Origin of the sequence: Pauljensenia sp. OF14-1SRA, from assembly GCF_027694595.1 — a bacterium.
Lineage (GTDB): Bacteria > Actinomycetota > Actinomycetes > Actinomycetales > Actinomycetaceae > Pauljensenia > Pauljensenia turicensis_B.
Genome location: NZ_JAQEVQ010000002.1, coordinates 59,269 through 80,868, shown reverse-complemented (window position 1 = coordinate 80,868; position 21,600 = coordinate 59,269). Strand labels below are relative to the sequence as shown.

The 21,600-nt window shown below is 56.6% G+C and carries 19 protein-coding genes; 13 read left to right on the top strand and 6 right to left on the bottom strand.

The window, feature by feature from the left end:
* The 6 genes from PG731_RS01770 (at window position 1) to PG731_RS01745 (ending at window position 7,887) form a co-directional block, all read left to right on the top strand.
* Entirely contained in the window at window positions 1-708 is a 708-nt protein-coding gene (locus PG731_RS01770) for a glycerate kinase (RefSeq protein WP_270771762.1), read from the top strand.
* Between the two features lie 517 nt (window positions 709-1,225).
* A complete protein-coding gene (gene yicI, locus PG731_RS01765; RefSeq protein ID WP_270771760.1) occupies window positions 1,226-3,565 on the top strand; it encodes an alpha-xylosidase in 2,340 nt (779 codons plus the stop codon).
* A gap of 51 nt (window positions 3,566-3,616) precedes the next feature.
* Window positions 3,617-4,876 (top strand): ABC transporter substrate-binding protein, encoded by a 1,260-nt coding sequence (locus tag PG731_RS01760; protein WP_270771759.1) that lies wholly within the window; start codon window positions 3,617-3,619, stop codon window positions 4,874-4,876.
* Window positions 4,877-4,880: 4 nt separating this feature from the next.
* Complete coding sequence (locus PG731_RS01755) at window positions 4,881-5,831, top strand: carbohydrate ABC transporter permease (protein WP_270771758.1); 951 nt, start codon at window positions 4,881-4,883, stop codon at window positions 5,829-5,831.
* The gene (locus PG731_RS01750) at window positions 5,828-6,673 is read left to right on the top strand and encodes a carbohydrate ABC transporter permease (protein ID WP_270771757.1); all 846 of its coding nucleotides are present in this window, start codon (window positions 5,828-5,830) and stop codon (window positions 6,671-6,673) included. The genes PG731_RS01755 and PG731_RS01750 overlap by 4 nt, the downstream gene beginning before the upstream one ends.
* A gap of 197 nt (window positions 6,674-6,870) precedes the next feature.
* The gene (locus PG731_RS01745; protein ID WP_270771756.1) at window positions 6,871-7,887 is read left to right on the top strand and encodes an acetylxylan esterase; all 1,017 of its coding nucleotides are present in this window, start codon (window positions 6,871-6,873) and stop codon (window positions 7,885-7,887) included.
* A gap of 55 nt (window positions 7,888-7,942) precedes the next feature.
* On the opposite strand, the gene PG731_RS01740 is transcribed toward PG731_RS01745, so the two are convergent.
* Window positions 7,943-8,917: a hypothetical protein gene (locus PG731_RS01740; RefSeq protein WP_270771755.1), complete on the bottom strand. Its 975-nt coding sequence runs from the start codon at window positions 8,915-8,917 to the stop codon at window positions 7,943-7,945.
* Between the two features lie 161 nt (window positions 8,918-9,078).
* Between PG731_RS01740 and PG731_RS01735 the strand changes: the two genes are divergently transcribed.
* The 3 genes from PG731_RS01735 (at window position 9,079) to PG731_RS01725 (ending at window position 11,196) form a co-directional block, all read left to right on the top strand.
* On the top strand, window positions 9,079-10,185 hold the full coding sequence (locus PG731_RS01735; RefSeq protein WP_270771753.1) for a glycerate kinase: 1,107 nt from the start codon (window positions 9,079-9,081) through the stop codon (window positions 10,183-10,185).
* Between the two features lie 358 nt (window positions 10,186-10,543).
* On the top strand, window positions 10,544-10,861 hold the full coding sequence (locus PG731_RS01730) for a type II toxin-antitoxin system prevent-host-death family antitoxin (protein ID WP_270771752.1): 318 nt from the start codon (window positions 10,544-10,546) through the stop codon (window positions 10,859-10,861).
* Window positions 10,858-11,196, top strand: a complete 339-nt coding sequence (locus PG731_RS01725; RefSeq protein ID WP_270771751.1) for a hypothetical protein — start codon at window positions 10,858-10,860, stop codon at window positions 11,194-11,196. The genes PG731_RS01730 and PG731_RS01725 overlap by 4 nt, the downstream gene beginning before the upstream one ends.
* Before the next feature lie 110 nt (window positions 11,197-11,306).
* Here the strand turns inward: PG731_RS01725 and PG731_RS01720 are convergent, their stop codons facing one another.
* From PG731_RS01720 to PG731_RS01700, 5 genes are all read right to left on the bottom strand, one after another.
* Complete coding sequence (locus PG731_RS01720; protein ID WP_270771749.1) at window positions 11,307-12,917, bottom strand: MFS transporter; 1,611 nt, start codon at window positions 12,915-12,917, stop codon at window positions 11,307-11,309.
* 173 nt (window positions 12,918-13,090) lie between these two features.
* Window positions 13,091-14,716: an NAD(P)-binding protein gene (locus tag PG731_RS01715; RefSeq protein WP_270771747.1), complete on the bottom strand. Its 1,626-nt coding sequence runs from the start codon at window positions 14,714-14,716 to the stop codon at window positions 13,091-13,093.
* A gap of 16 nt (window positions 14,717-14,732) precedes the next feature.
* A complete protein-coding gene (locus tag PG731_RS01710) occupies window positions 14,733-15,854 on the bottom strand; it encodes a thiamine pyrophosphate-dependent enzyme (protein WP_270771745.1) in 1,122 nt (373 codons plus the stop codon).
* Between the two features lie 12 nt (window positions 15,855-15,866).
* Window positions 15,867-17,126 carry a pyruvate ferredoxin oxidoreductase gene (porA, locus tag PG731_RS01705; protein WP_270771744.1) on the bottom strand — a complete coding sequence of 420 codons (1,260 nt, stop codon included), beginning with the start codon at window positions 17,124-17,126 and terminating at the stop codon, window positions 15,867-15,869.
* A complete protein-coding gene (locus PG731_RS01700; RefSeq protein WP_270771742.1) occupies window positions 17,119-17,709 on the bottom strand; it encodes a 2-oxoacid:acceptor oxidoreductase family protein in 591 nt (196 codons plus the stop codon). The genes porA and PG731_RS01700 overlap by 8 nt, the downstream gene beginning before the upstream one ends.
* A gap of 386 nt (window positions 17,710-18,095) precedes the next feature.
* On the opposite strand from PG731_RS01700, the gene PG731_RS01695 reads away from it, so the two are divergent.
* The 4 genes from PG731_RS01695 to PG731_RS01680 all read left to right on the top strand — a co-directional run bounded on the left by PG731_RS01695 (window position 18,096) and on the right by PG731_RS01680 (window position 21,570).
* Entirely contained in the window at window positions 18,096-18,560 is a 465-nt protein-coding gene (locus PG731_RS01695) for a RidA family protein (protein WP_103632898.1), read from the top strand.
* Between the two features lie 70 nt (window positions 18,561-18,630).
* On the top strand, window positions 18,631-19,203 hold the full coding sequence (locus PG731_RS01690; protein WP_442952636.1) for a DUF2249 domain-containing protein: 573 nt from the start codon (window positions 18,631-18,633) through the stop codon (window positions 19,201-19,203).
* Window positions 19,204-19,303: 100 nt separating this feature from the next.
* Window positions 19,304-19,777, top strand: a complete 474-nt coding sequence (locus PG731_RS01685) for a toxin (protein WP_270771740.1) — start codon at window positions 19,304-19,306, stop codon at window positions 19,775-19,777.
* A 344-nt stretch (window positions 19,778-20,121) separates the two neighbouring features.
* Window positions 20,122-21,570: an amino acid permease gene (locus PG731_RS01680; protein WP_270771916.1), complete on the top strand. Its 1,449-nt coding sequence runs from the start codon at window positions 20,122-20,124 to the stop codon at window positions 21,568-21,570.
* The last annotated feature ends 30 nt before the right edge of the window (window positions 21,571-21,600 follow it).

The window sequence follows — 21,600 nt, the reverse complement described above, 5'->3', positions numbered from 1 at the left end:
GTGAGATTCATCCTCGCATCCGATTCCTTCAAAGAGAATATGACGGCGCTCGAGGCCACGGAGGCGATGCGGCTCGGCGTCCGCGACGTCCATCCCGACGCGGACTGCGTCCTCGTCCCGATGTCTGACGGGGGAGAGGGATTCATCGACGCGGTCGCTACCGCCTGGGGCGCCGACCGCGTCGAGATCGAGTCGGTCGACGCCCTCGGACGGCCGATTCGCTCCGCCTACGCGCTCGCGGGCATCGAGCTCGTGGCGCCCGAGGACCGGAACGTCGCCGCCTCGAACACCTTCGGTCTGGGCGTCCTCATCCGCGACGCCCTCGGGCGGGGCGCGAAGGAGATCCTCATCGGCATCGGGGGTTCGGCGACGAACGACGCGGGCGCGGGAATCCTCGGACTCGACATCCCCAAGGAGTCCCAGACCCTCACCGTCTTTGGTGCGGCCGACGCCCTCGACCCGGCTTCGCAGACCTGGGAGTTCATGCCCGAAACCCGGATCTCGGACGAGGCCTCCTTCCAGGCGCGCTGGAACGACAAGAGGGTCGTCGTGCGCGTGCGCGCCGAGGATGCCGACGTGCAGGCCACGGACGCCGTGAAGCTCACGACCGCTGACGGATCCTTCCGGATCCCGCGCTCCGGCGGTGAAGTCGACGGCCGTTCAGGCCCTGGCAGCAGACATGCTGGATGCCGTTGTGGAACTGCCTGAGCCCGGCGAATACGTTGCTCTCGGTGCAGCGAAGCAGGCGGCGAAGGTTCTGGCGTCCCACTCGCTGGACTCAATGCATTGAGGTTTTTCTATGGGAGGTTTTGCAGGTCTTGATTCTGCGTACTTTCTGCGCGTCTATGTCGCGTTTCTGTTTCCCGTTTGGGCAACGCAGGCACGACATGTTGCTGTGATGCTAATGAGGACAGCGTCAGCTCTCAGTATTGATTGCTTACAAACTGTCAAGTTCTTGAAGAGTGGGACATTAGACCTAATTTTACGCAAGTAAAGGATTGGTCAAAAACTTGTTTTTCCTGATGGCGCAGTTTTTGTTATCAAGTTGTAGCTTGAAAATGTTTGCAGGGTGTTGTGTTTGTCTCTTTATCCAAGTATGTTTTCTTTTGTAACAAAACAAGTGCTTTGTGATCCTTGATCACGAAATGCGCTAGCCCAAGGTCGCAAAGTAGCGACGATTCGCGATCTGACGTGAAGCAACGTGGAATTGAGAACGGGGGAGACAGTGAAGTTCACCAACGGATACTGGCTGAAGAAGGATGGATGGAACGTTCAGCATCCTCGTGAGATCCAAAGCATCGTCCCTGTCGGTAATGGAGTTCGTGTCTTCGCGCCGACGCGTCATATTGCATTTAAAGGTGCGGAACTAGACGGAAGTCAGCTGACAATTACTCTTGAGCCAGCGGGTGAGGGAATTCTTCGTGTCCGTTTAGAGCACTTCCGTGGTTATTGCGAGTTGGCTCCGAATTTTGCCCTTGCTCCTCTCGAAGGTGATGGAACCGTCGCCATTGATTCAGCGAAGAAGAGTGCTGTTGTTACGTCTGGCTTACTGCGTGCAGAAATTGGCGGTGAAGACCATTTCGAGCTCCGGTTCTATGATGGAGATCGTGAGATTACATCATCGATCCTGAAGTCGATGGGAATTGCTATATCCCCCGAGGGTGAGAAGTTCATTCATGAACAGTTAGTCATCCAACCAGGCGAATCAATTTTTGGTCTTGGTGAACATTTTGGACCTGTCGTAAAAAATGGGCAGGTTGTTGATATGTGGAATGCGGACGGTGGAACCGCTTCCGAACAGGCCTATAAGAATGTACCTTTCTATTTTTCTGATCGTGGCTATGGTGTTTTTGTTAACCACCCCGAAAAGGTCTCTTACGAAATTGGATCCGAAGTTAACACGCGTGTTCAGTTCTCTGTCCCAGGTAACGTGCTTGAGTACTTTGTTATTGCTGGACCGACGCCGAAGGATGTTCTTCGTCGATACACATCGATGACGGGACGTGCTCCACAGGTCCCTGCATGGAGCTACGGACTTTGGCTTTCGACGTCCTTCAAGACAGACTATTCGGAAGAAACAGTTAACGGCTTGCTGGATCAGATGGAAGAACGTGGCATCCCGATGAGCGTTCTTCACTTTGACTGCTATTGGATGCGTCCCAGTCATTGGTGTGATTTCGTCTGGGATCCCGAACTTTTCACTCATCCTGAAGAGATGCTTACGCGTTACCACAACCGTGGTATCAAAATTTGCGTTTGGATTAACCCATACATCGCACAGCAGTCTCACCTCTTTGAAGAGGGGAAAGAACATGGTTATCTTCTTCATGCGCTTGACGGTTCTGTAAGGCAGTGGGACCACTGGCAATCTGGAATGGGATGGGTTGACTTTACAAACCCTGAAGCGACCATCTGGTACAAGAATGAGCTGAAGAAGCTACTGCGTCAGGGCGTTGATTGCTTTAAGACGGATTTCGGTGAACGGGTACCTACTGACGTCATCTGGTTTGACGGCTCGGATCCGCAACGGATGCACAATTACTACACGTACCTTTACAACCAGGCGGTGTATGAAGCAATTGCTGAAGAACGTGGCGAAGAAGAGGCAATCGTTTTTGCCCGGAGTGGAACCGCAGGATCGCAGTCATTCCCAGTTCATTGGGGTGGCGATTCTGAGCCGACATTTGTGTCGATGGGTGAAACTCTGAGAGGTGGCTTGTCTCTCGGAATGTCTGGTTTCGGATACTGGAGTCACGATATGGGTGGTTTCGAAGGCAAGCCGGATCCGAAAGTATTCATCCGATGGTTCCCGTTTGGAATGTTGTCTTCGCATTCACGATTGCACGGTTCAGATTCGTACCGGACACCGTGGATCTATGGCAATGAAGCAGTTAGAACGGCGCAACGTTTCGTCGCTCTAAAGAATCGCTTGATGCCCTATGTGCTTCAGGTTGCTCGTGAAGTTACCTCTGACGGAATTCCTGTCATGAGGCACATGATTCTTGAACATCCGAAGGACCGTACGTCAGCCCATGTGGATACCCAATATTATTTCGGATCCAAGATGATTGTTGCACCCGTTTTTTCTCAATCAGACGAGGTTGAATACTATCTGCCGACGGATGGTTGGACGAACCTTCTCGACGGTTCACGTCGTGAGCGTGCCGGATGGTACTCAGAAACACACGCATTGGATTCGCTTCCGATCATGATTCCTGACGGAACGGTACTTCCGCTGGGTGAGCACTCAGAACAGACCGTCTACAACTGGGCAGATAACGTATGTCTGTATTTGTTCGGGCTGGTTCCAGGCGAACAAACGGTAACTGTTCCATCGTTAGAGAGCGATGTTACGTTCAACGTCACTGTTACAGAATCGAAGGTCACTATTACTTCTGATTCCGGTTTTCCTTGGTCTGTTCAGGTAGTTGCGCCACTCAAGAGTATTGAGATCGCAACTGGCTCTCAGGAACCTATGAATTTCACTGACCTTGCGTCGGGAGAACGCATCATCGCCGATGCGAACGCTGTTGAGTTCACCTATTCGTTGATCGTGGCGAAGTGAATTGATCAGAAACCACAACACACAGAGATGAGATTTCAAAGGAGAGACGACATGTCGATGTCACGTAACATGCGAAAGAATGTGGCCGTTGTCAGCGCGCTGACTTTGGCGGGAGCACTCGCAGCATGTTCAACAGGTTCGGGAGATTCCGCCACAAGTGGTTCGAGCGATGCCAGCGGTGATCGGGTTACGATCGAAGTCTGGGACTACGAGGGTCAGGGCGTATCCAATGACGCAATGAACGCTGCGGTTGCAGCATTCGAAGCAGCAAATCCGGGCATTAAGGTCAATCGCACCTCGTTCGCATTTGGCGACCTGTCAAAGTCAATTGTCCAAGGTGGCGTTGGTGGCGAGGTCCCAGATGTCGCGATTATCGATACCGTTGACAATCAGAATTTTGCTTCCCTTGGTCTGCTTGCGGACATCACTGATGCCACTGCAGATATGAAGGACGAATTCTATGAGGGTCCTTGGAGTTCCACCCAGCTTGATGGCAAGACTTATGGTCTGCCAATGAATTCGAATAACCTTGCTCTCTTCTACAACAAGACGATGTTTGAAGCTGCAGGAATCACTGCTGCTCCGACCACATGGGATGAACTGGCGACTACAGCTAAGGCTCTGGCTACCGACGGCAAGGCTGGCCTTGCGATTTCTGGTGTGAAGAACGAACAGGGAACCTTCCAAGTTCTTCCGTTCGTTTGGCAGACCGGTGGTGACGTTGAGAACTATGACGTTGCTGGCGCCGAGGCGTTGACCTATCTGAAGGGTCTGATTGACTCTGGTGCAGTGAGCTCGGCAGTTGCTAACTACACGCAGGAAGATGCACGTACCCAATTCACTACCAGCCAAACTGCAATGATGGTGAATGGTCCGTGGGAAATATCCAACCTTGCTGACGTTGACTTCGAGTGGGATGTTGCTCCTCTGCCGGTTGGTAAGGAAGCAGCAACTGGTATGGGTGGTGAAAACATCGTCCTATTCCAAGAAGCAAAGAACGCTGAAGCTGGTCTGAAGTTCGTTGAGTTCATGGCTTCTCATGATGGTGTTCAGACCTTCTGTGACGTTTCGGGTCAGCTTTCTCCGCGCCCCGACCTTGATGGAAAGCTCAAGCTTTCATCCGATCCGAAGATGCAGGTCTTCGAGAAGCAGATGGAGATCACCCACGCGCGTGCCTACGGTGCTCAGTACGCAAAAATCTCTGAGGCGATCCAGCTGTCCATTCAGGAAGCTTTGACGGGTGCTAAGACTCCGGATGCTGCGGCAAAGGATGCATTCGCTACGATCCAGCCACTGTTGCCGACTGAGTGAAATCATGACAGCAACGCTCAGCTCTGATGTTGAGCAGCATGAGAAGCCGAGGCGACGCAAGCGTTCTCAGAACGAGATTCGCACTCGCCGTCTCGGCCTTCTCTTGGCTGCTCCAGCAATCGTTTATGTACTGGTTTTCCTCGCGTTTCCGCTGCTCTATAACTTGTTCTTGAGTGTTACGGACGCCAACGGGGCGAACCTGATTTCTCAGACGTTCTCTTTTAACAATTTTGAGAATTACTCTGTCGTTATCAATGACCCGGCTTTTTGGAATGCGCTGAAACTGTCCGTCATCTTCACGGTGTCGTGTCTCTTCTTCCAGTACACGATCGGTTTCGCTTTGGCGTTGTTCTTCCGCCGTCCGTTCCCGGGCAATGGAATTATCCGTGCTCTTCTGCTTGTGGGATGGATTTTGCCCCCTGTTGTTACAGGCACCATTTTCAAGTGGATTTTTGACTCGGATTACGGTGTCCTCAACTACTTCTTGTTATCCATGGGGATCATCGATGAACCAGTGAAATGGTTGACTGTCGGGTCAACTGCGATGTTCGCTGTTGTTGTTGCCAACCTATGGATCGGCATCCCGTTCAATCTGCTTCTGCTTCTTTCGGGATTGCATACCATCGACGATGGTCTGTACGAAGCTGCTGCGGTGGATGGTGCAAGCAAGTGGCGTCAGTTTGTTTCAATTACCTTCCCCTTGATGCAACCAGTTTCAATCTCTGTTTTGTTGCTTGGTGTGATTAACACATACAAGGTCTTTGACCTTATCTACACCATGACAAAGGGTGGTCCTGTTGATTCGACGACGACGTTGCCGATTTACTCTTACCTCGAGACATTCAAGGTCTTTGAATTCGGAAACGGTGCGGCTGCTTCTGCGTTGACGTTGCTTCTTCCACTGGCTTTGTCCTGGTTCTATGTGAAGAGCTTGAACGAGGAGGATCTCAAGTGAGTTTAGTGAATAAGAAGTTTCGGCGCACCCAAGTCTTGAAGTCAGTATGCGGTTGGCTGATTGCGATTGTCTATCTTTTCCCGGTGTATTGGATGATCAATACAGCATTGAAGACTGGGCAAGAGATGTTCCAGAATCCGCCGACGATGTATCCCCACAATCTGTATCTTGGTTCGTTTCAGTCCGTGTTTTCTGGTCAGTACGGCATCGGAACAGCATTTGTTAACTCACTGATAATTTCAGTGTCTGTGTTGGCTCTGACGTTGCTGATTGCAGTTCCTGTTTCTTACGCAGTGGCTCGAATGCGCGGTGTGATTACAACCTCGATGATGGTCATGCTGACGGTGGTTCAGTTGCTTCCTGCCATTGCAATCTCGATTCCGATGTTCGTGATGTTCCGTCAGGTTGGACTGAATAACACGTTCTACTCGATTGTGCTTGCTGACATTTCTGTGACGCTACCGTTTGCAGTGATCTTGTTGCGCCCTTACTTTAAGCAGTTCCCGTATGAGGTTGAAGAGGCAGCCAAGCTTGATGGTCTGAGCACTATCCAGACGATCGTCCGGATTATCATTCCTACGATTCGACCGGGCATCATCATGATTTCGTCTTTCGCTTTTCTTATGGCGTGGGGTGAATTCACATTTGCCTTGACACTCTCGACGAAGCAGGAGATCCAGCCGTTGACGGTTGCATTGAATCGAATCATTGGTCAATATGGTACGAACTGGAATGATCTGATGGCAGTAGCCACAATCATTGCTTTACCTGTTCTGATCCTGTTCATTCTGTTGCAACGCTACATTGTTGCGGGTCTTGCAGGTGGTGCAACCAAGGGCTGACAGAGCGCGAGGTGTAACTCTCGATTGTCCATACGGCGCGAGGCTTCAAGTGAGAGCTTGAAGCCTCGCCCTTTTGCTTGTGTTGAGTCAAATGCAGGTCGGATATCTGCTAAACAGGTGTGAGGAATCGTTTCCCCCCATTGTCGATGTTTGCCAAAGACGGTGCACCACGGGGGATTGCACACGCAGGAGTACACATGTCGACCTTCTTCGACCTTGACCGGGACCAGTTGGAAACCTATCGCCCCGATAGTTTCGAGCCCGAAGACTTCGATGAATTTTGGGCGGTGACTCTTGAAGAGAATCCTTTCGACCCGCGTTCCGTTCAGCTCGAAGAGGTCACCGATCTGGTGGTGAAGACTCACCGCGTCTTCGACGTGACCTTCGGCGGGTACGCGGGCGATCCGATCAAGGCGTGGCTAACAGTTCCCGCAACGGCTCAGCCCGGCGAAGAATTGCCCACCATTGTCGAGTTCCGCGGATACGGCGGTGGACGAGGCCTCCCGTACGAGCACCTCGGCTGGGCGGGCGCGGGCTTTGCGCACCTAGTTATGGACAATCGTGGCCAAGGTGGAAACTGGGGGACAGGGGCGGACACCGTCGATCCGCATCCTCTGGGCGTTGGCCAGTTCGGACTCATGACACGCGGAATCGAAGACCCTCACGACTACTACTTCCGTCGGATCTATATCGACGCGCACCACGCGGTTGAGGCTGCTGCGCACCTTCCGCACTGCGACGAGAAGCGGATCATTGTCACCGGGCAAAGTCAGGGTGGCACGCTGTCCGTTGTGGCCGGCGTTCTGAACCCGCGTGTTTTGGCTACGATGCCCGACGTTGCGTGGATGGCCGACTTCCGCCGTGCGGTCGGATTAAGCGAACACACGCCCTATCAGGAAGTCGTCCGCTACCTGTCCGTGTTCCGTGGCCGTGACGAGATGGTGTTTGAGACCCTCGCCTACTTCGACATTGTGTCGCTGGGGAAGCGTGCGACGATTCCCGCGTTGTTCTCGACTGGGCTCATGGATATCTGTTGCCCGCCGTCGACGGTGTATGCCGCGAAGAACTGGTGGGGTGAAAAGCTGGTTGAGGCTGGCAGACAGCGACCGAGTGCCCAGATTGATGCACACGCATTCAACGAGCATGAGGGTGGTGGCCTGTATCAGTGGCACCGTCAGGTGTTGTGGGTGAAAGACTTCTTGGGGGAATTCTGAGTGACGCTAAGGGGCAACCGCGCTGAGAAAACAACGGTGCCCCTACTACGAGGCCTCAGATGCGTTCGGCACTGATGCGGTGAGTAATCGTGTAGGTCTGACCTGCCTTCAAATCGATCGCGGTAGCATATCCGGCTTCCGTGAGAGGGCTGGTCGATGCCGAAACCCCTTCACCGAAGTCGAATGCCGAGGTAATCGGTTCGACGCCCAGACAGAGGTTGGTTCCTCCCCACGGAGCACCCTTACGACCGTGGTTGGAGATCCAGAACATGACGTTATTCAACAGGGTGCGATCCCATTCAAGGGTGGCCTTGTATCCTTCAGCATCGTTGATCAGGGTGACCCGCCCGTCCTTGGGGCCCGCGGTTAGAACGATTTCGTCAACCTCTTCGGTTAGGGGAAGGTGAGTCAGATCGATCGTGCCACCGTCGGCTCGAGGTGCCTTGGCAAGGTCGCTGAAACGCGCACCACGTTCAAGAACCGTCGTTCCCGAGTCGGCTGGGAAAGCCCAGAATCCATCGGCTTCGCCGAGCTCGATGTGAGCATCTCCCGGGTTCTCAGGAAGATGGAAGATGGGATGCAGACCAAGTGGCAGGCGAGCATCGGCGCGCATGATGATCGAGTCTTCGAATTCAACAGCACCTTCAACGCAGGTCACGCGACGCTCCACGCGCTTCACCGGGTCGTCGTCGGCGTAGTCCAGGCTGAGTACGGCAGAATCGGATTCCAGCGCCTCGACGTTCCAACGCAGGTTTGCGGAGGGGCCGTGGATCCAGGGGCTGGCACCGTTGTGACCATTACGCCATCCCTCGGGCAGTTCTTCAGCAGTTTCGGGTGCGGCGCCGAAGGGGACGCAGAGGAAGTCGCCACGAAGCTTGTCCAAAATCGGGGCCTCGGGGAAACCTTCCCACGTGGCAACGTATGAGGGAGTGAACTCTTTATCCGTTCCTGCCTCAAAAAGTGCGGTCGTCATCGCGCCCTGAATTTGGATAGTTGCGCGAACTTTACCGGTGCCGATCGAAACGCTCATCTGGACTCCTTCGTCAGTTTTCTTTAGGACAGTTCCTGTTCTCAGCCTAGTCAATTCCGCTCTCACAACAGGCAATACACGTTATTGTTAGTTGTTAACAGTAATGATGCTGTTTGTCCGTACTACCCCAGTGCTGGCACCTGCTCACCCAAGGAAACGCCGTGAAATTCGTCCTCGCACCCGACTCTTTCAAAGAGAACATGACTGCATTGGAAGCAGTAACGGCAATGGAAAAGGGAATCCATGACGTGTACCCCGATGCCGACTGTGTGCGCGTCCCCATGTCCGACGGTGGTGAAGGCTTCATTGAAGCCGTTGCAACCGCGTGGGGAGCTCGCCGAATCACGATCGACAGCGTGGATGCCCTGGGCAGACCGATTCAATCCGAATACGCGCTCGCGGACGGGCGAGCCGTCCTTGATGTTGCGTCGTGTGCGGGAATTGAACTGGTCGCTCCCCACGAACGTAATGTCGCCGAATCCAATACTGCTGGCCTCGGCATGATCATTCGCGACGCCCTGTCGCGTGGCGCACGCGAACTGCTGATCGGCATCGGTGGGTCCGCCACAAATGACGCTGGCATTGGAATGCTTGTTGAGCTCGGTGCGCGTCTTCTCGATGTGGATGGTGCAGAGCTTGCTCCGAAGCTAGAAAATCTCGCCCAAGTAGCGAGCGTTGACACGTCTGCCTTGGGCGCGTTGCTGGATGGAGTGAGCATCAAGGTCGCTTGCGACGTGACCAACCCGCTGAACGGGCCTGAAGGCGCCACCGCAGTCTTTGGCCCGCAAAAGGGAGTCCAGTCTGAACAGGTCGAATTCTTCGATTCCCTCCATCTGCATTTCGTCACCGCCAGTGGTCATGGAGACGACGCGCTTCTGCCGGGCTCGGGCGCCGCGGGTGGCCTTGGTTTTGCGCTACGTGCCTTCCTCCATGCGGAGTTGACGCCTGGAATTAACCTCGTCGCCGACGCGGTCGGATTAGCCGATGTGGTGCAGGGAGCCGACTGGGTGTTCACAGGCGAAGGCTCGGTCGACTCTCAGACGATCAACGGCAAGACCCCCGCTGGCGTCACAGCGGTCGCGCGCGCCGCCGGTGTCCCCGTCATGATCTTCGCCGGCCGAATTAAAGAAGGTGCTGAAATCCTGCTTGAGCACGGCGTTTCCAAGATTGTGAAGGTCGGCGATCCGGCTGAGCCGCTCGAAGAAGCGCTGAAGAACGGTCAAAAGAACCTGCGCGCCGCGGTTGTGAGTGCGCTGAACGCTGAGTGATTCGGGTTTCGTAAGGAGTACGACTCAGTAGAGATCCCGGCCTCATGAATTGGGTACGAGGCCGGGATCTTCTGCCATCTTTCACCTCGGATCTGGCCTGAGTGTCGGGGTGTTTGGCCGGTGGTGGCTTTTAATTGTGTGAGACGACGTTTTTCCAGTTGAAAGCCTGTTTGTATCGCCTATATGACCGCGTGCTCGGCGTGAAGCTCGAGGTTCGGCGAGTACCTCGTTGCCGGGTGCGTACTTCAATTCCTGTTGATGTTCCGTCATTAAATCCGTAAAATATTACGTACTTACTTCAAGGGGGGCAGGTATGTCGACGGTGATAATGGCACGACCGACGTTCAGTGTGGATCAAATGATTAGCGCAACGGATGCTTCTAAGAAATTCGCAGAGGTTCGCCGGCGTGCAAAAAATGGAGCTCAATTCGTGACCGACCATAATGCTGTCGATTCCGTCATTCTGTCGTACGAAGACTACGAATCAATGTACGCGGAGCTGGAAAAGCTACGTGAAATAGTCTTCTTGCAACGCGTCGCCACACGGTTGGGGCTAGGGGATATTGATCTGAATCGTCGTCGACTCAGCATGCGCGAGGGAATGGGTGAGGACCTCTATCGCGAATTCCAGTCCTATGACGCTGACATGATCCCAGATGAAGAACTCTTCGAATGAGTGAGCGTTTCACCTTAGCTTTCTACAACAAGGAAAGCGCTAAAGAATACGCGAATCTCGACGGGTCGCAACGGGTCCTTGTAGGTGTGGCGTTGAAGAAGCTTGCTCAGCGTGCTGACCAGTTGGGGACTCCGCTTGAAAAAGAATTGGCGGGATGTCGCAAGCTGAAGTGGGGCAAAGCCGGTCTCCGAATGGTTTACCGCATCGTTGATGAAACAACCGTTGAGATTGTTGAAATCATCGCCATTGGCCGGCGCGACAAAGAACGTGTCTATCGACAGGCTGGCCGTAGATTGGCGCTTCCGCCTGAGCACATCGGACTACGCGGAAGATAGGGGCTCAGTAGAGATCCCGGCCTCGTGAATTGGGTACGAGGCCGGGATCTTCTGCCATCTTTCACCTCGGATCTGGCCCGAGCGTTGGGGCTGAAAGTGCTGGTGGGAGCTCAGTGCCCGTGTTCGAGCGAGAATTCTTCCTCGAACTCTTCCAATGAAACCCCCTTCGTTTCGGGCACGATGTAAATGTAGAAGAGCAGGGAAATCACGTTGATGGCACCGAAGACCGCGTAGGTTTTCGCAGCTCCCAAATGGGCGATCATCACCGGGAACACCCAGGTAACAACCGCGTTCATCAGCCAGCCACACCCGACCGCGAAGCCTTGGGCGACGCCACGGATGCGGGCGGGGAAGATCTCGGATACGAGAACCCAGTTGACCGTGCCCGACTGCTTCGCAAACACGAACAGGGACACCAGAATGACGACCAGCCAGGGCAGGAAGACAGGGATCGTCGAATCGATGGTGCCATCGAGGCGCGTATACGGGGTGATGCCGACGGCGAACACGATAGCCAGAGAGAACAGGAAGAACGTTACGCCGCTCTCCTGGTAAATACCGACGGTACGACGCTTCAGGCGTGCGACCAGCCAGAGGCCAAAAGCGGCGCCGATCGTGGCGACCGCGCCCGTAATGACGTTGATCGTGATGGCATCGGCGGACGAGAAACCGGCGGCATGCAGGATCTTCGGCAGGTAGTACATTGCCGTGTTGATGCCGGTCAGCTGGTCGAAACACGCCAGCCCGATACCGATGAACACCAAGCGACGTGTCCACTTCACCTTGAAGGTGCGACGCAATGACCAGCGACCTTCTTCATCGATCTTTTGGTGAAGATCGATCATCTGGCGAACTTCAGAGGCGACGTCATCGTGTTCGGGGTTACGGATGCGCTTCAGTGAGCCGATGGCTTCGGCGTAGTGGAGGTTCGCGGCGTACCAGCGTCCAGATTCAGGCATCATGCGCATACCGATCCAGAGGGCGATTGCCGGGATCGTAGCCAGGACAAGCATCCAGCGCCAGGCCGAACCGTTGCCGTCCGAAACGGCGAGGTTCGCGACCTGAGATGCCTGATCCCACGAGTACCAGGAGCCGGCATTGAGCGTGCCTGTTGCATCCGACGCGACCTGCACTTGCGGGCCACCGTGAGCGCGCGAGAGCATTGCGTTCATCGAGTAGGCGAGCAGTTGACCAAAAACGATCATGAACTGGTCAAGCGCAACCAGCTGACCTCGTACGCGCGTGGGCGCAGATTCGGACAGGTAAATCGGGACGGTTGCCGAGGCCCCGCCGACTGCCCAGCCGAGGATGAAGCGGAAGAAATACAGGATCCAAACGTTCGGTGACAGAGTGCAACCGAGTGTGCCGATCACGAAGATGGCGGCGAGGATCAGAATGTTGTGGCGGCGTCCGTAGCGGTCAGAGAGACGACCGCCGATGATTGCGCCGAAGGCCGCACCGATTGCGAGGAATGCGCCGACTAGGCCTTCTTCGAACTCGTTGATTGCAAGACCACCCGCGTCGGTGGGCATGTACATGTAGGGCAGGGCGCCGGCGATGACGCCGGTGTCGTAGCCGAAGAGTAGGGATCCAAAAGTGGCGATTGTCGCCAGTAGCGCGATTTTGCGCGGTTTACCGGATGCTGGCGTGTTCTCAACCAGCGTGCGGAGTTCAGCTTCGGAAAGACGAGCGTTCTTTCCGTGAGGAGCGCTTGAAGTCATACCCCTATCTTGCACGAATGAACACGTTAAATCACCTGACCTGCGCATACTTCCGGGAAAGTATGGGGTAGCCACGCGTTGTTGTCTGAGAAGTGGCGACTAGTGGAAGGGGGGTGGAAAACAATGACTGTTAGCCGATGACACGCGGTGACGTGGCGGTATGGATCGCAGTGTTATACCTGCTCAGGCACCATTGAGATCGCGCCACATGGGCACTCTTCAGCACACACACCGCACCCCTTGCAGTAGTCGTACTTGAACTCGTACGTGCCGGGCTTGATCTTTGTGATCGCATTGTCCGGGCAGACACCGAAGCAGTTGTCACATCCGAAGCAGTTGCCACACGACATGCAACGACGTGCCTCAAAGACGGCTGATTCTTCATCCAGGCCCTGAACGACCTCGTCGAACGTGGAGGCGCGACGAGGCCCTTCAAGCTTTTCGCGCACCTGGTGCGGCGCGTCCGAGTAGTACCACGTGGTCATACGGCTCAACGATGCATCGCCGGGCTTTTCGGCTGGCGTGTATGTGGCGCCTCGTAAATAGGCGTCAATGTAGCGCGATGCCTTCTTGCCATGGCCGATCGCAACCGTGACCGTGCGCTCGGAAGGAACCATGTCGCCACCAGCGAAAACGCCCTGGATACCGGTCATCATCTGATCGTTAACGGTGACGACACCATCCTTGATTTCGATGTCGGCCGCATTTTCAATCAGCGACAGATCTGCCTCCTGGCCCAGAGCCATGATCAGCGAATCGGCGCCGAGTTCCTCGAACTCGCCGGTCGGCTGCGGGAAGCCACTTTCGTCCAGCTCCATCTTTTCGATCGTCAGCTTCTCGCCGTCAACATGCTTCACGGTCGAGAGCCAGCGCATCATGATGCCCTCTTCCTCGGCCTCGGCAACTTCCAAGTCGTGAGCGGGCATGCGGTCGCGGGTACGGCGGTAGACGATGATTGCCTCGCTGGCACCCAGGCGCTTCGCCGTGCGGGCAACGTCGACAGCTGTGTTGCCGCCACCGTAGACGACGACTCGACGGCCGAGCATCGGCTTCTCACCGGTTTCAACGTCTTCAAGAACCGAAACGGCGTCCATGATCTTCGCCGATTCACCAGCGGGAATGTAGGCGCGCTTACCGATGTGAGCGCCGACAGCCAAGAAGATCGCGTCCCAGTTGCCGACCTCATCGTCGATGTTTTCCACCTTCGCATTGAACTCGAAAGTGACGCCCATGTCTTTGATGCGCTTGATTTCCGCTTCGAGGATATGACGAGGCAACCGGTAGGACGGGATACCAAAACGCATCATGCCACCGGCCATCGGGCCCGCTTCCTTGATATGCACGCGGTGGCCAGCCATGCGCAGATGGTAGGCAGCCGACAAACCGGAGGGGCCGGCGCCAACGATCAGCACGGACTTCCCCGAATCGGGAGCGGTCACTGGAACCGTCCACCCTTCAGCGATTGCCTTGTCGCCAAGGAAGCGCTCGATCGCGTTAATACCAACGGCCTCGTCAACCTGCACGCGGTTACATGCGGTCTGACACGGGTGGTAGCAGACGCGACCCATCGTTGCGGGTAGTGGGTTGTTGACCATGATTTCGCGCCATGCGCCCTCGTAGTCGCCTTCTTCAGCGTGGTAGAGCCACTGCTGAATGTTCTCGCCAGCGGGGCATGCGACGTTACACGGAGGAAGAAGGTGAACGTACATGGGGCGTTCAGTACGCCATGAACCGGTTTCGTTTGCCAGCGACGACCCTACGTTCAGTGTGATCGCGAAGGGCTGAGTTTCAATCGTCATTGTCTGGTCCTCTTCCTTACTTGCCGGTCTCGTCGTCTGTGAAGCGACCCTCGGGATCTTCGGGTGCGCGCAGGACGCGGTCGAGAACGTCTTCGTCTAGCTGATCTGCGTCGATCAAGCCGTAGCGACGGATATTTCGGTCAGCAATCGCCTGCAGGCGTGTAAGAGTTTCAGGATCGCCCCCGCCCTTGAACAGGTGGGCAAAGCGACGTTGCGGGCGCAGGTACTCTTCGACGGGAGTGGGACGGCGGATCTTTGTCACTGACGTGATTTCGCCACCCTCTGCTTCGAAGACGGGGAAGAGTCCCGTTTGCGTTGCCAGTCGTGCGAGTTTCACGGTGATATTCGAGGCCGCGCCCCAGCCGAGTGGGCAGGGGACGAGGACATGAATGTAGCGGGCACCGTGGTAGCTCATCGCCTTGTTGACCTTGTATTCCAGGTCGCGAAGGTCAGCGACCGTGGCCGTGGCAACGTAGGGAATCTCGTGTGCCATGGCGATGCGAGCCATGTCTTTGCCCTGACCGAAACGGTTGCCGGGGTTTTCGCCAACAGGCTGAGTCGTCGCGGTGCGAGCGGTTGGAGGCGTTGCGCCGGAACGCTGAACGCCCGTGTTCATGTACGCCTCGTTGTCGTAGCAGATGTAGAGGACGTCGTCGTTACGTTCGAACATGCCCGACAGGCAACCCATGCCGATATCGACCGTGCCACCGTCACCGCCCTGAGCGATGACTCGAGTCTGCTTGCCCTTGGCTCGCAAGCCAGCGGCAGCGCCTGCCGCAACGGCAGGAGCATTACCGAACAGGGAGTGCAGCCACGGCAGGGTCCAGGCCGACTCGGGGTAGGGGGTTGAGAAAACCTCGAGGCACCCGGTTGCGTTCACCGTGACAAGGTCACCGTGAGCTGCAGCCGCCGCCGTATCAAGCGCGTAGCGAGCACCCAGTGCCTCGCCACACCCCTGACAGGCGCGATGGCCAGACGTCAGCGTATTGAGACGATTCGGATCGGACTGAACCGAACGGTAGTCCTCATCAGCAAGTCGGTTGCCCACCGCGTAGGACCCAACCTGATAAAACTTCACGTGCTCGCGAGCAGGGATCTGCGTCGCGCCAACACCGGGAATGCCAAGTTCAACAGCCATCAGTTATCCCTTTCAATTCCCTAGAGCCGCATCGGTGCGGGCCTTCGAATCACGCATGATGTTCTCTGCGGTCGGGCCACTTCGGCGCGTGGCGTTTTCGCGTGCGAGCTCGGCGTCCACCAGCTCGTGATCCAGATCCAAGAACGTCTGCGCGGGTAGCGTGCCCGCTTCCAGATCGTCCAGCATCGAGTGGAGTGATGTCTTCGTGATCGGGCGACCACCCAGGCCAGCGATGACCTCGTAGTTGTCGATGCCCATCCCGCGCACGGCTGAACGGCAGTGCGACGACACTATGCCACCGATACCAACGGAGAAGGCTTTCTCGACGTTCACGAAACGCTTGGCGTTCTTCAGGGCCTCGCGCACCGCGTCGATCGGGAACGGGCGGAAACTCGTGATGCCCAGAACGCCGATCTTTTCGCCGCGCTCGCGGCGTTCGTCGACGACGTCCTTGATGGTGCCCAGCACGGAGCCCATTGACACGATGATCGTCTCGGCGTCATCCAAACGGTAGGGGCGAACCAGGCCGCCCGAATCGCGTCCGAAGATTTCGGCGAATTCCTTTTGGACCTGCGGGATGAGTTCCAGCGCCTGCATCTGGCGATGGTGAGCGAGGTAGCGGACCTCGGTGTAGGCCTCGGGACCGACCATTGCACCGATCGATACCGGATATGCCGGATCGAGAACCTGACGCGGTTCATAGTCGGGCAGGAACTTCTTGACTTGCTCCGCTTCGGGAACGTCCACGATCTCCATCGCGTGGGTCAGGATAAAGCCATCCATGCAGACCATGACCGGGATGGAGAGCTCTTCGGCGATACGGAACGCCTGAACGTGCAGGTCAGCGGCCTCTTGGTTCGTCTCGGCATAGAGCTGTAGCCAACCGGAATCGCGCTGGCTCATCGCGTCCGTGTGGTCGTTCCAAATGTTGATCGGAGCGCCGATTGCGCGGTTTGCGACGGTCATGACGATTGGCAGGCCAAGGCCGGCAGCGTTGTACACCGCTTCGACCATGAACAGCAGGCCCTGCGATGCGGTTGCCGTGTAGGTGCGCGCGCCAACGGCGGAAGCGCCGATGCAGGCGCTCATTGCACCGAACTCGGATTCAACGTTCAGGTACTCGCATCCCGTCAGGTCGCCCTTCTTCACCAGCGCGGAGAGGGCCTCGACGATGTGCGTTTGTGGACTGATCGGGTAGGCAGCGATCACTTCGGGCGAGCAAGCTGCGACAGCCTTTGCGATCGCCTGCGATCCTTCGATTTGTTCACGCATCAGCGCCCTCCTTCGTGTTTGCGCGCTCAGCGTTCACCTGGTCGTATGCGGCGGTCGCGGCGTTAACGTTTGCTTCGCCAACCTTGCCAGGGAACCGCTTGCGGATTGCGTCGGTGACGGAATCCAGGGCGATCAAGCCGGTCAGTGCCGCGACTCCGCCGAGCATGACCGCGTTCGGAAGCGGCCTGCCCACGTGCTCGCGGGCGATGTCGAATGCGGGGATCGTGATCGCATGCCCCTGGGGTAAAGAATTCACGAGGTCCATCAGACCGAGCTCTTCGAATGATTTTGTCGAGTTTAAAAGCACGTAGCCTTCAGGTTTTAAGCCGGCGAACACGTCCATCACCGACAACAGCGTTGGATCCTGAACGACGATGACGTCAGGCTCGAGTACAGGCTCGCGCGTACGAATCTCCTTGTCGGTGATCCTGCAGAAGGACACAACGGGTGCGCCGGTACGTTCTGAACCGAAGGACGGGAAAGCTTGCGTGTGGTGTCCGTCTGTAAAAGCAGTCATTGCTAACAGGTCGGATGCCGTGACGACTCCCTGTCCTCCTCGGCCGTGGATTCTCACTTCAACCATGTCTTCGACCGTAGGTTGATTGTCAACAATTTGTGTGAGCCACAAAAAAGTCGCGTAATAGCGCGGTTTATACGTGTCGAAAGGTGAGATTGTTAGTGACGGGCGACATAAAAACGTGCAACCGAAGTGCCGTAAAACGATGAGTGGTGCCACATCACATCAATTGGCCCTAATGCCTATGTGAACCCTATGTCCTCCACGGCGTGCCGACCTTGTCGTTTCATTCCTTGGAGTGAACATTGGTGTCTTCGCAGTGATGATCGTCCTCGCGCGGTCGCGGACGATGGCAAAGACGCCTAACGTAGAAGGTAATCGGCGCTGCTCGACACTAAGGAGCGGGCAGGCGCCTGCGACGAATATGATCAGCGAAAACTGAAAGGACAGTCATGAGCCTGCCATCTGAAAAACTTGCCGAACTTGGCCTGGAACTTCCGCCCGTCGCAACTCCTGTTGCCGCATACGTGCCAGCCGTCCTCGACCGCGGTGTTATCCGCACCTCGGGTCAGCTCCCTGTTGTTGACGGTGAACCCGTTTGCATCGGTGCAGTCGGTGAGGATGCAACTGACCCCGAAGATGCCAAGGATGCCGCACGCGTCTGCGCGCTCAATGCGATCGCGGCAGCCGCGACGTTGGCGGGTGGCGTCGACAACCTCGCAGGTGTCGTCAAGGTTGTTGGCTTCGTGTCGTCGCGTCCTGACTTCTACGGCCAGGCCGGCGTCATCAATGGTGCGTCTGAACTATTCGCTGAAATCTTCGGCACCGCACACGCGCGTTCTGCATTCGGTGTTGCGGCCCTGCCGTTGAACGTATCCGTCGAGGTCGAAGCAGAATTCGCGCTCCGCGAAGACTGATCTGCTCGCGCTGAGATGGCGCGGAAGTCCTATAGTGAACGGGTACCCCCATAGGGTATATTTCGAGTTGATGACTCAGGCTTTTGGAGGAAAAATGGTCGACGCCCTGCCCGAGGCAGCGCCTTCGCAGAACCATCAGACATTCAAGCTCGTTGACGCGCGAACCGGCACCGAAGACGTGAAGTCTGAAGGTGGCTGTGGCTGTGGCGGCCACGGAAACGGTGGAGGATGCGGTGGCAAGGGTCGCGGCCACGAGGTCCCCGTTGAAGAAACCACGTCCGGTTGTGGCTGCGGTGGACACGGTCATAAGGCTGAAGAGGCAAAGCCGGAAGGCGGTTGCGGCTGCGGTGGTAAGGGGCATGGCCGCGGAGGTCATGGACACGGCCATCACGGTCACGGACACTGCGGCCATGGTGCGGGCGTTGAAGAACTCGTTTTTCACTCGATCCCGAAGGTCGTTCGTCGCGCAGCCTTGTTCGCGGCAATGGATTCTCTGCCGGTAGGCGAAAACATCCAGATCCGCGCTCCGCATCAGCCTGACCCGCTGTTTGCTCACCTGCAGGGCTCCGAGTCCCACTACCGTGTCGAGACCATCGAAGCGGGCCCGGAAAACTGGCGTTACCGCGTTACGCGTATTTCCTGATCATTCACTCACTTTGGGGTGCGTCGCGATCCGCGACGCACCCCAAAGTCATATTCGCGTTCATCTAGTGACGTGGGAAGATTCCGGTTACCGTTGAGGTATGAATTTCTTCGATGATGATGAGAACACCCCGGAAGAGGACTTCGACCGCGTCGAAGTTGACTGTGGAATTGCCACCTCTGTTGAAGACGTGTGGGCAGTTGTCAGCGAACCCGGCTGGTGGGTTAATGACGGTCCGGTCGACGACCACGAGGTCGCCCTTGATGATGAGGGCATCTACCACGTGACTGACCCTGAAGCGGGCGAGTGGCTGGTTGAAAAAGCAGACGAGGATCCGATGGATGTCGTCGCCTTCCGCTGGTATCCGATCGCATCCGATGAGCTCCCCGACGAATACGCGACTCGCGTCGAAATCTCCCTCTCTGAAGAGGGCGACTCGGTGAACGTTCACATCGAAGAGTCCGGCCTCTCGTCAGTCAGCGACGATGAAGACGAGGCCCGCCAAATGTGGGATGACGAAGCGGGGATGTGGGCTGAAGCGCTTGATGCGATCAAAGCTCACCTCGAAGCCTGAACCTTTCTTCAGACCGCCCACACTGCAAGCCCTGGTGCTTTGTGGTGTGGGCGGCCTCGTGATTGAGGAAGAGAAAACGCGAAGGTGCAAGATCGTGTAAATCGACACATCTGCGCCGGTGGGGCACGGTTGAGTGAATGCGACGTGACTCGTTTGCCATGTGTCGCGCATGAAAAGGTAACGCGAAGGTGAAGTATCGTAAACAGTTATTGGGGCACTGTTAGCGAATTACGGACCTTGCAGGCAGCAGTGCTCGGCTTACCCGTAGTGTCGGCATCATCACCGCCGACACACACGCTCGGCGATATCGCCGACGCGGAAGGAGTCTGATGAGTAGTCACGGCATGAGCGCGACCGGAACACCTGCGCCTAGCGCAGGAGCCGACACCGGCGAAAGTGGCCACCTGCAACGCAATCTGCAAAACCGTCACGTCCAGCTCATCGCAATCGGTGGCGCAATTGGCACCGGCCTGTTCATGGGTTCCGGCAAGACGATCGCCACAGCAGGCCCTTCGATCCTGCTGGTCTACATCATTATCGGCGCGATCCTGTTCATGTTCATGCGCGCGATGGGTGAGTTACTTCTGTCGGACTCGCGCTATCACACGTTCGCTGACATCGCCCGCGACCTCATCGGGCCCTGGGCCGGGTTCGTCACCGGCTGGACGTACTGGATGTGCTGGGTCGTCACCGGCGTCGCCGACGTGATCGCCATCACCGGATACGTCAGATTCTGGTGGCCACAAACGCCCGCGTGGATCCCGATTGTCATTACGACAGTCCTGCTGTTCTCCCTGAACGCGATGACCGTGAAGGCGTTTGGTGAAACAGAATTCTGGTTCGCGCTGGTCAAGATCATTGCGATTCTTGCGCTGGTCGTCGTTGGTTTCATCATGGTCGCCATGCACACCACCTCCGAAGCTGGCACGACCGCTGCGGTATCAAACCTCTGGTCGCACGGCGGTGTTTTCCCGAAGGGTTTCATCGGATTCTTGGGTGGCTTCCAGATTGCTCTCTTCGCATTCGTCGGCATCGAACTGGTCGGCACGACGACCGCGGAAACCGCCGACCCGGAAAAGACCCTGCCCAAGGCGATCAACTCCATCCCCGTGCGCATCATGCTGTTCTACGTCGCGGCTCTCGCCGCGATCATGATGGTGACCCCGTGGGACCAGGTTGACCCCGAGCGTTCGCCGTTCGTCACCATGTTCTCCATGACCGGCCTAGCGGCGGCCGCGACGATCGTGAACATTGTCGTTCTGACCTCTGCTGCATCGTCGGCGAACTCCGGCATCTACTCAACGTCGCGTATGTTGTTCGGCCTGGCGTCGCGCGGAGATGCCCCCAAGATCTTTGCCCGTCTGTCTCGCCATCACGTCCCGAAGAACGCCCTGTTCCTGTCGTGCGTCTGCCTGCTGTCCGGCATTATCGTCATGGCGTCCGGCGGGTCGATCTCCGCGGCGTTCACGCTGGTCACATCCATGTCGGCAACCCTGTTCATGGGCGTATGGGTCGTCATCATCGTCTCGTACCTGATTTACCTGCGTCGCTACCCTGAGCGCCACGAAGCCTCCGTCTTCAAGGCCCCGCGGGGCGCAGCATCCGCGTGGATCGTCTTCATCTTCATGCTGGCAATGGTCGCCGTCCTCACCCTGTTTGAGGACACCCGTCAGGGCTTGTTCACGTCCCTCGTGTGGATCGTCTTCATCGTCGGTGCTGCGCTGATCAACCGACACCGCATGCTGAAGCGCGCAGAGGAAGGCACCCTCGATCACGAGGCCGCCGGTGTCTGACGCACAGGCGCGACTTTTCGGCCCTGTCGC

Excerpts from the sequence above, each read along its gene's own strand:
- PG731_RS01760 (WP_270771759.1), top strand. The coding sequence starts at position 3,617 with ATGTCGATGTCACGTAACATGCGAAAGAATGTGGCCGTTGTCAGCGCG.
- PG731_RS01755 (WP_270771758.1), top strand. The coding sequence starts at position 4,881 with ATGACAGCAACGCTCAGCTCTGATGTTGAGCAGCATGAGAAGCCGAGG.
- PG731_RS01745 (WP_270771756.1), top strand. The coding sequence starts at position 6,871 with ATGTCGACCTTCTTCGACCTTGACCGGGACCAGTTGGAAACCTATCGC.
- PG731_RS01740 (WP_270771755.1), bottom strand. The coding sequence starts at position 8,917 with ATGAGCGTTTCGATCGGCACCGGTAAAGTTCGCGCAACTATCCAAATT.
- PG731_RS01730 (WP_270771752.1), top strand. The coding sequence starts at position 10,544 with ATGATTAGCGCAACGGATGCTTCTAAGAAATTCGCAGAGGTTCGCCGG.
- PG731_RS01725 (WP_270771751.1), top strand. The coding sequence starts at position 10,858 with ATGAGTGAGCGTTTCACCTTAGCTTTCTACAACAAGGAAAGCGCTAAA.
- PG731_RS01720 (WP_270771749.1), bottom strand. The coding sequence starts at position 12,917 with ATGACTTCAAGCGCTCCTCACGGAAAGAACGCTCGTCTTTCCGAAGCT.
- PG731_RS01715 (WP_270771747.1), bottom strand. The coding sequence starts at position 14,716 with ATGACGATTGAAACTCAGCCCTTCGCGATCACACTGAACGTAGGGTCG.
- PG731_RS01710 (WP_270771745.1), bottom strand. The coding sequence starts at position 15,854 with ATGGCTGTTGAACTTGGCATTCCCGGTGTTGGCGCGACGCAGATCCCT.
- porA (WP_270771744.1), bottom strand. The coding sequence starts at position 17,126 with ATGCGTGAACAAATCGAAGGATCGCAGGCGATCGCAAAGGCTGTCGCA.
- PG731_RS01700 (WP_270771742.1), bottom strand. The coding sequence starts at position 17,709 with ATGGTTGAAGTGAGAATCCACGGCCGAGGAGGACAGGGAGTCGTCACG.
- PG731_RS01695 (WP_103632898.1), top strand. The coding sequence starts at position 18,096 with ATGAGCCTGCCATCTGAAAAACTTGCCGAACTTGGCCTGGAACTTCCG.
- PG731_RS01690 (WP_442952636.1), top strand. The coding sequence starts at position 18,631 with ATGACTCAGGCTTTTGGAGGAAAAATGGTCGACGCCCTGCCCGAGGCA.
- PG731_RS01685 (WP_270771740.1), top strand. The coding sequence starts at position 19,304 with ATGAATTTCTTCGATGATGATGAGAACACCCCGGAAGAGGACTTCGAC.
- PG731_RS01680 (WP_270771916.1), top strand. The coding sequence starts at position 20,122 with ATGAGCGCGACCGGAACACCTGCGCCTAGCGCAGGAGCCGACACCGGC.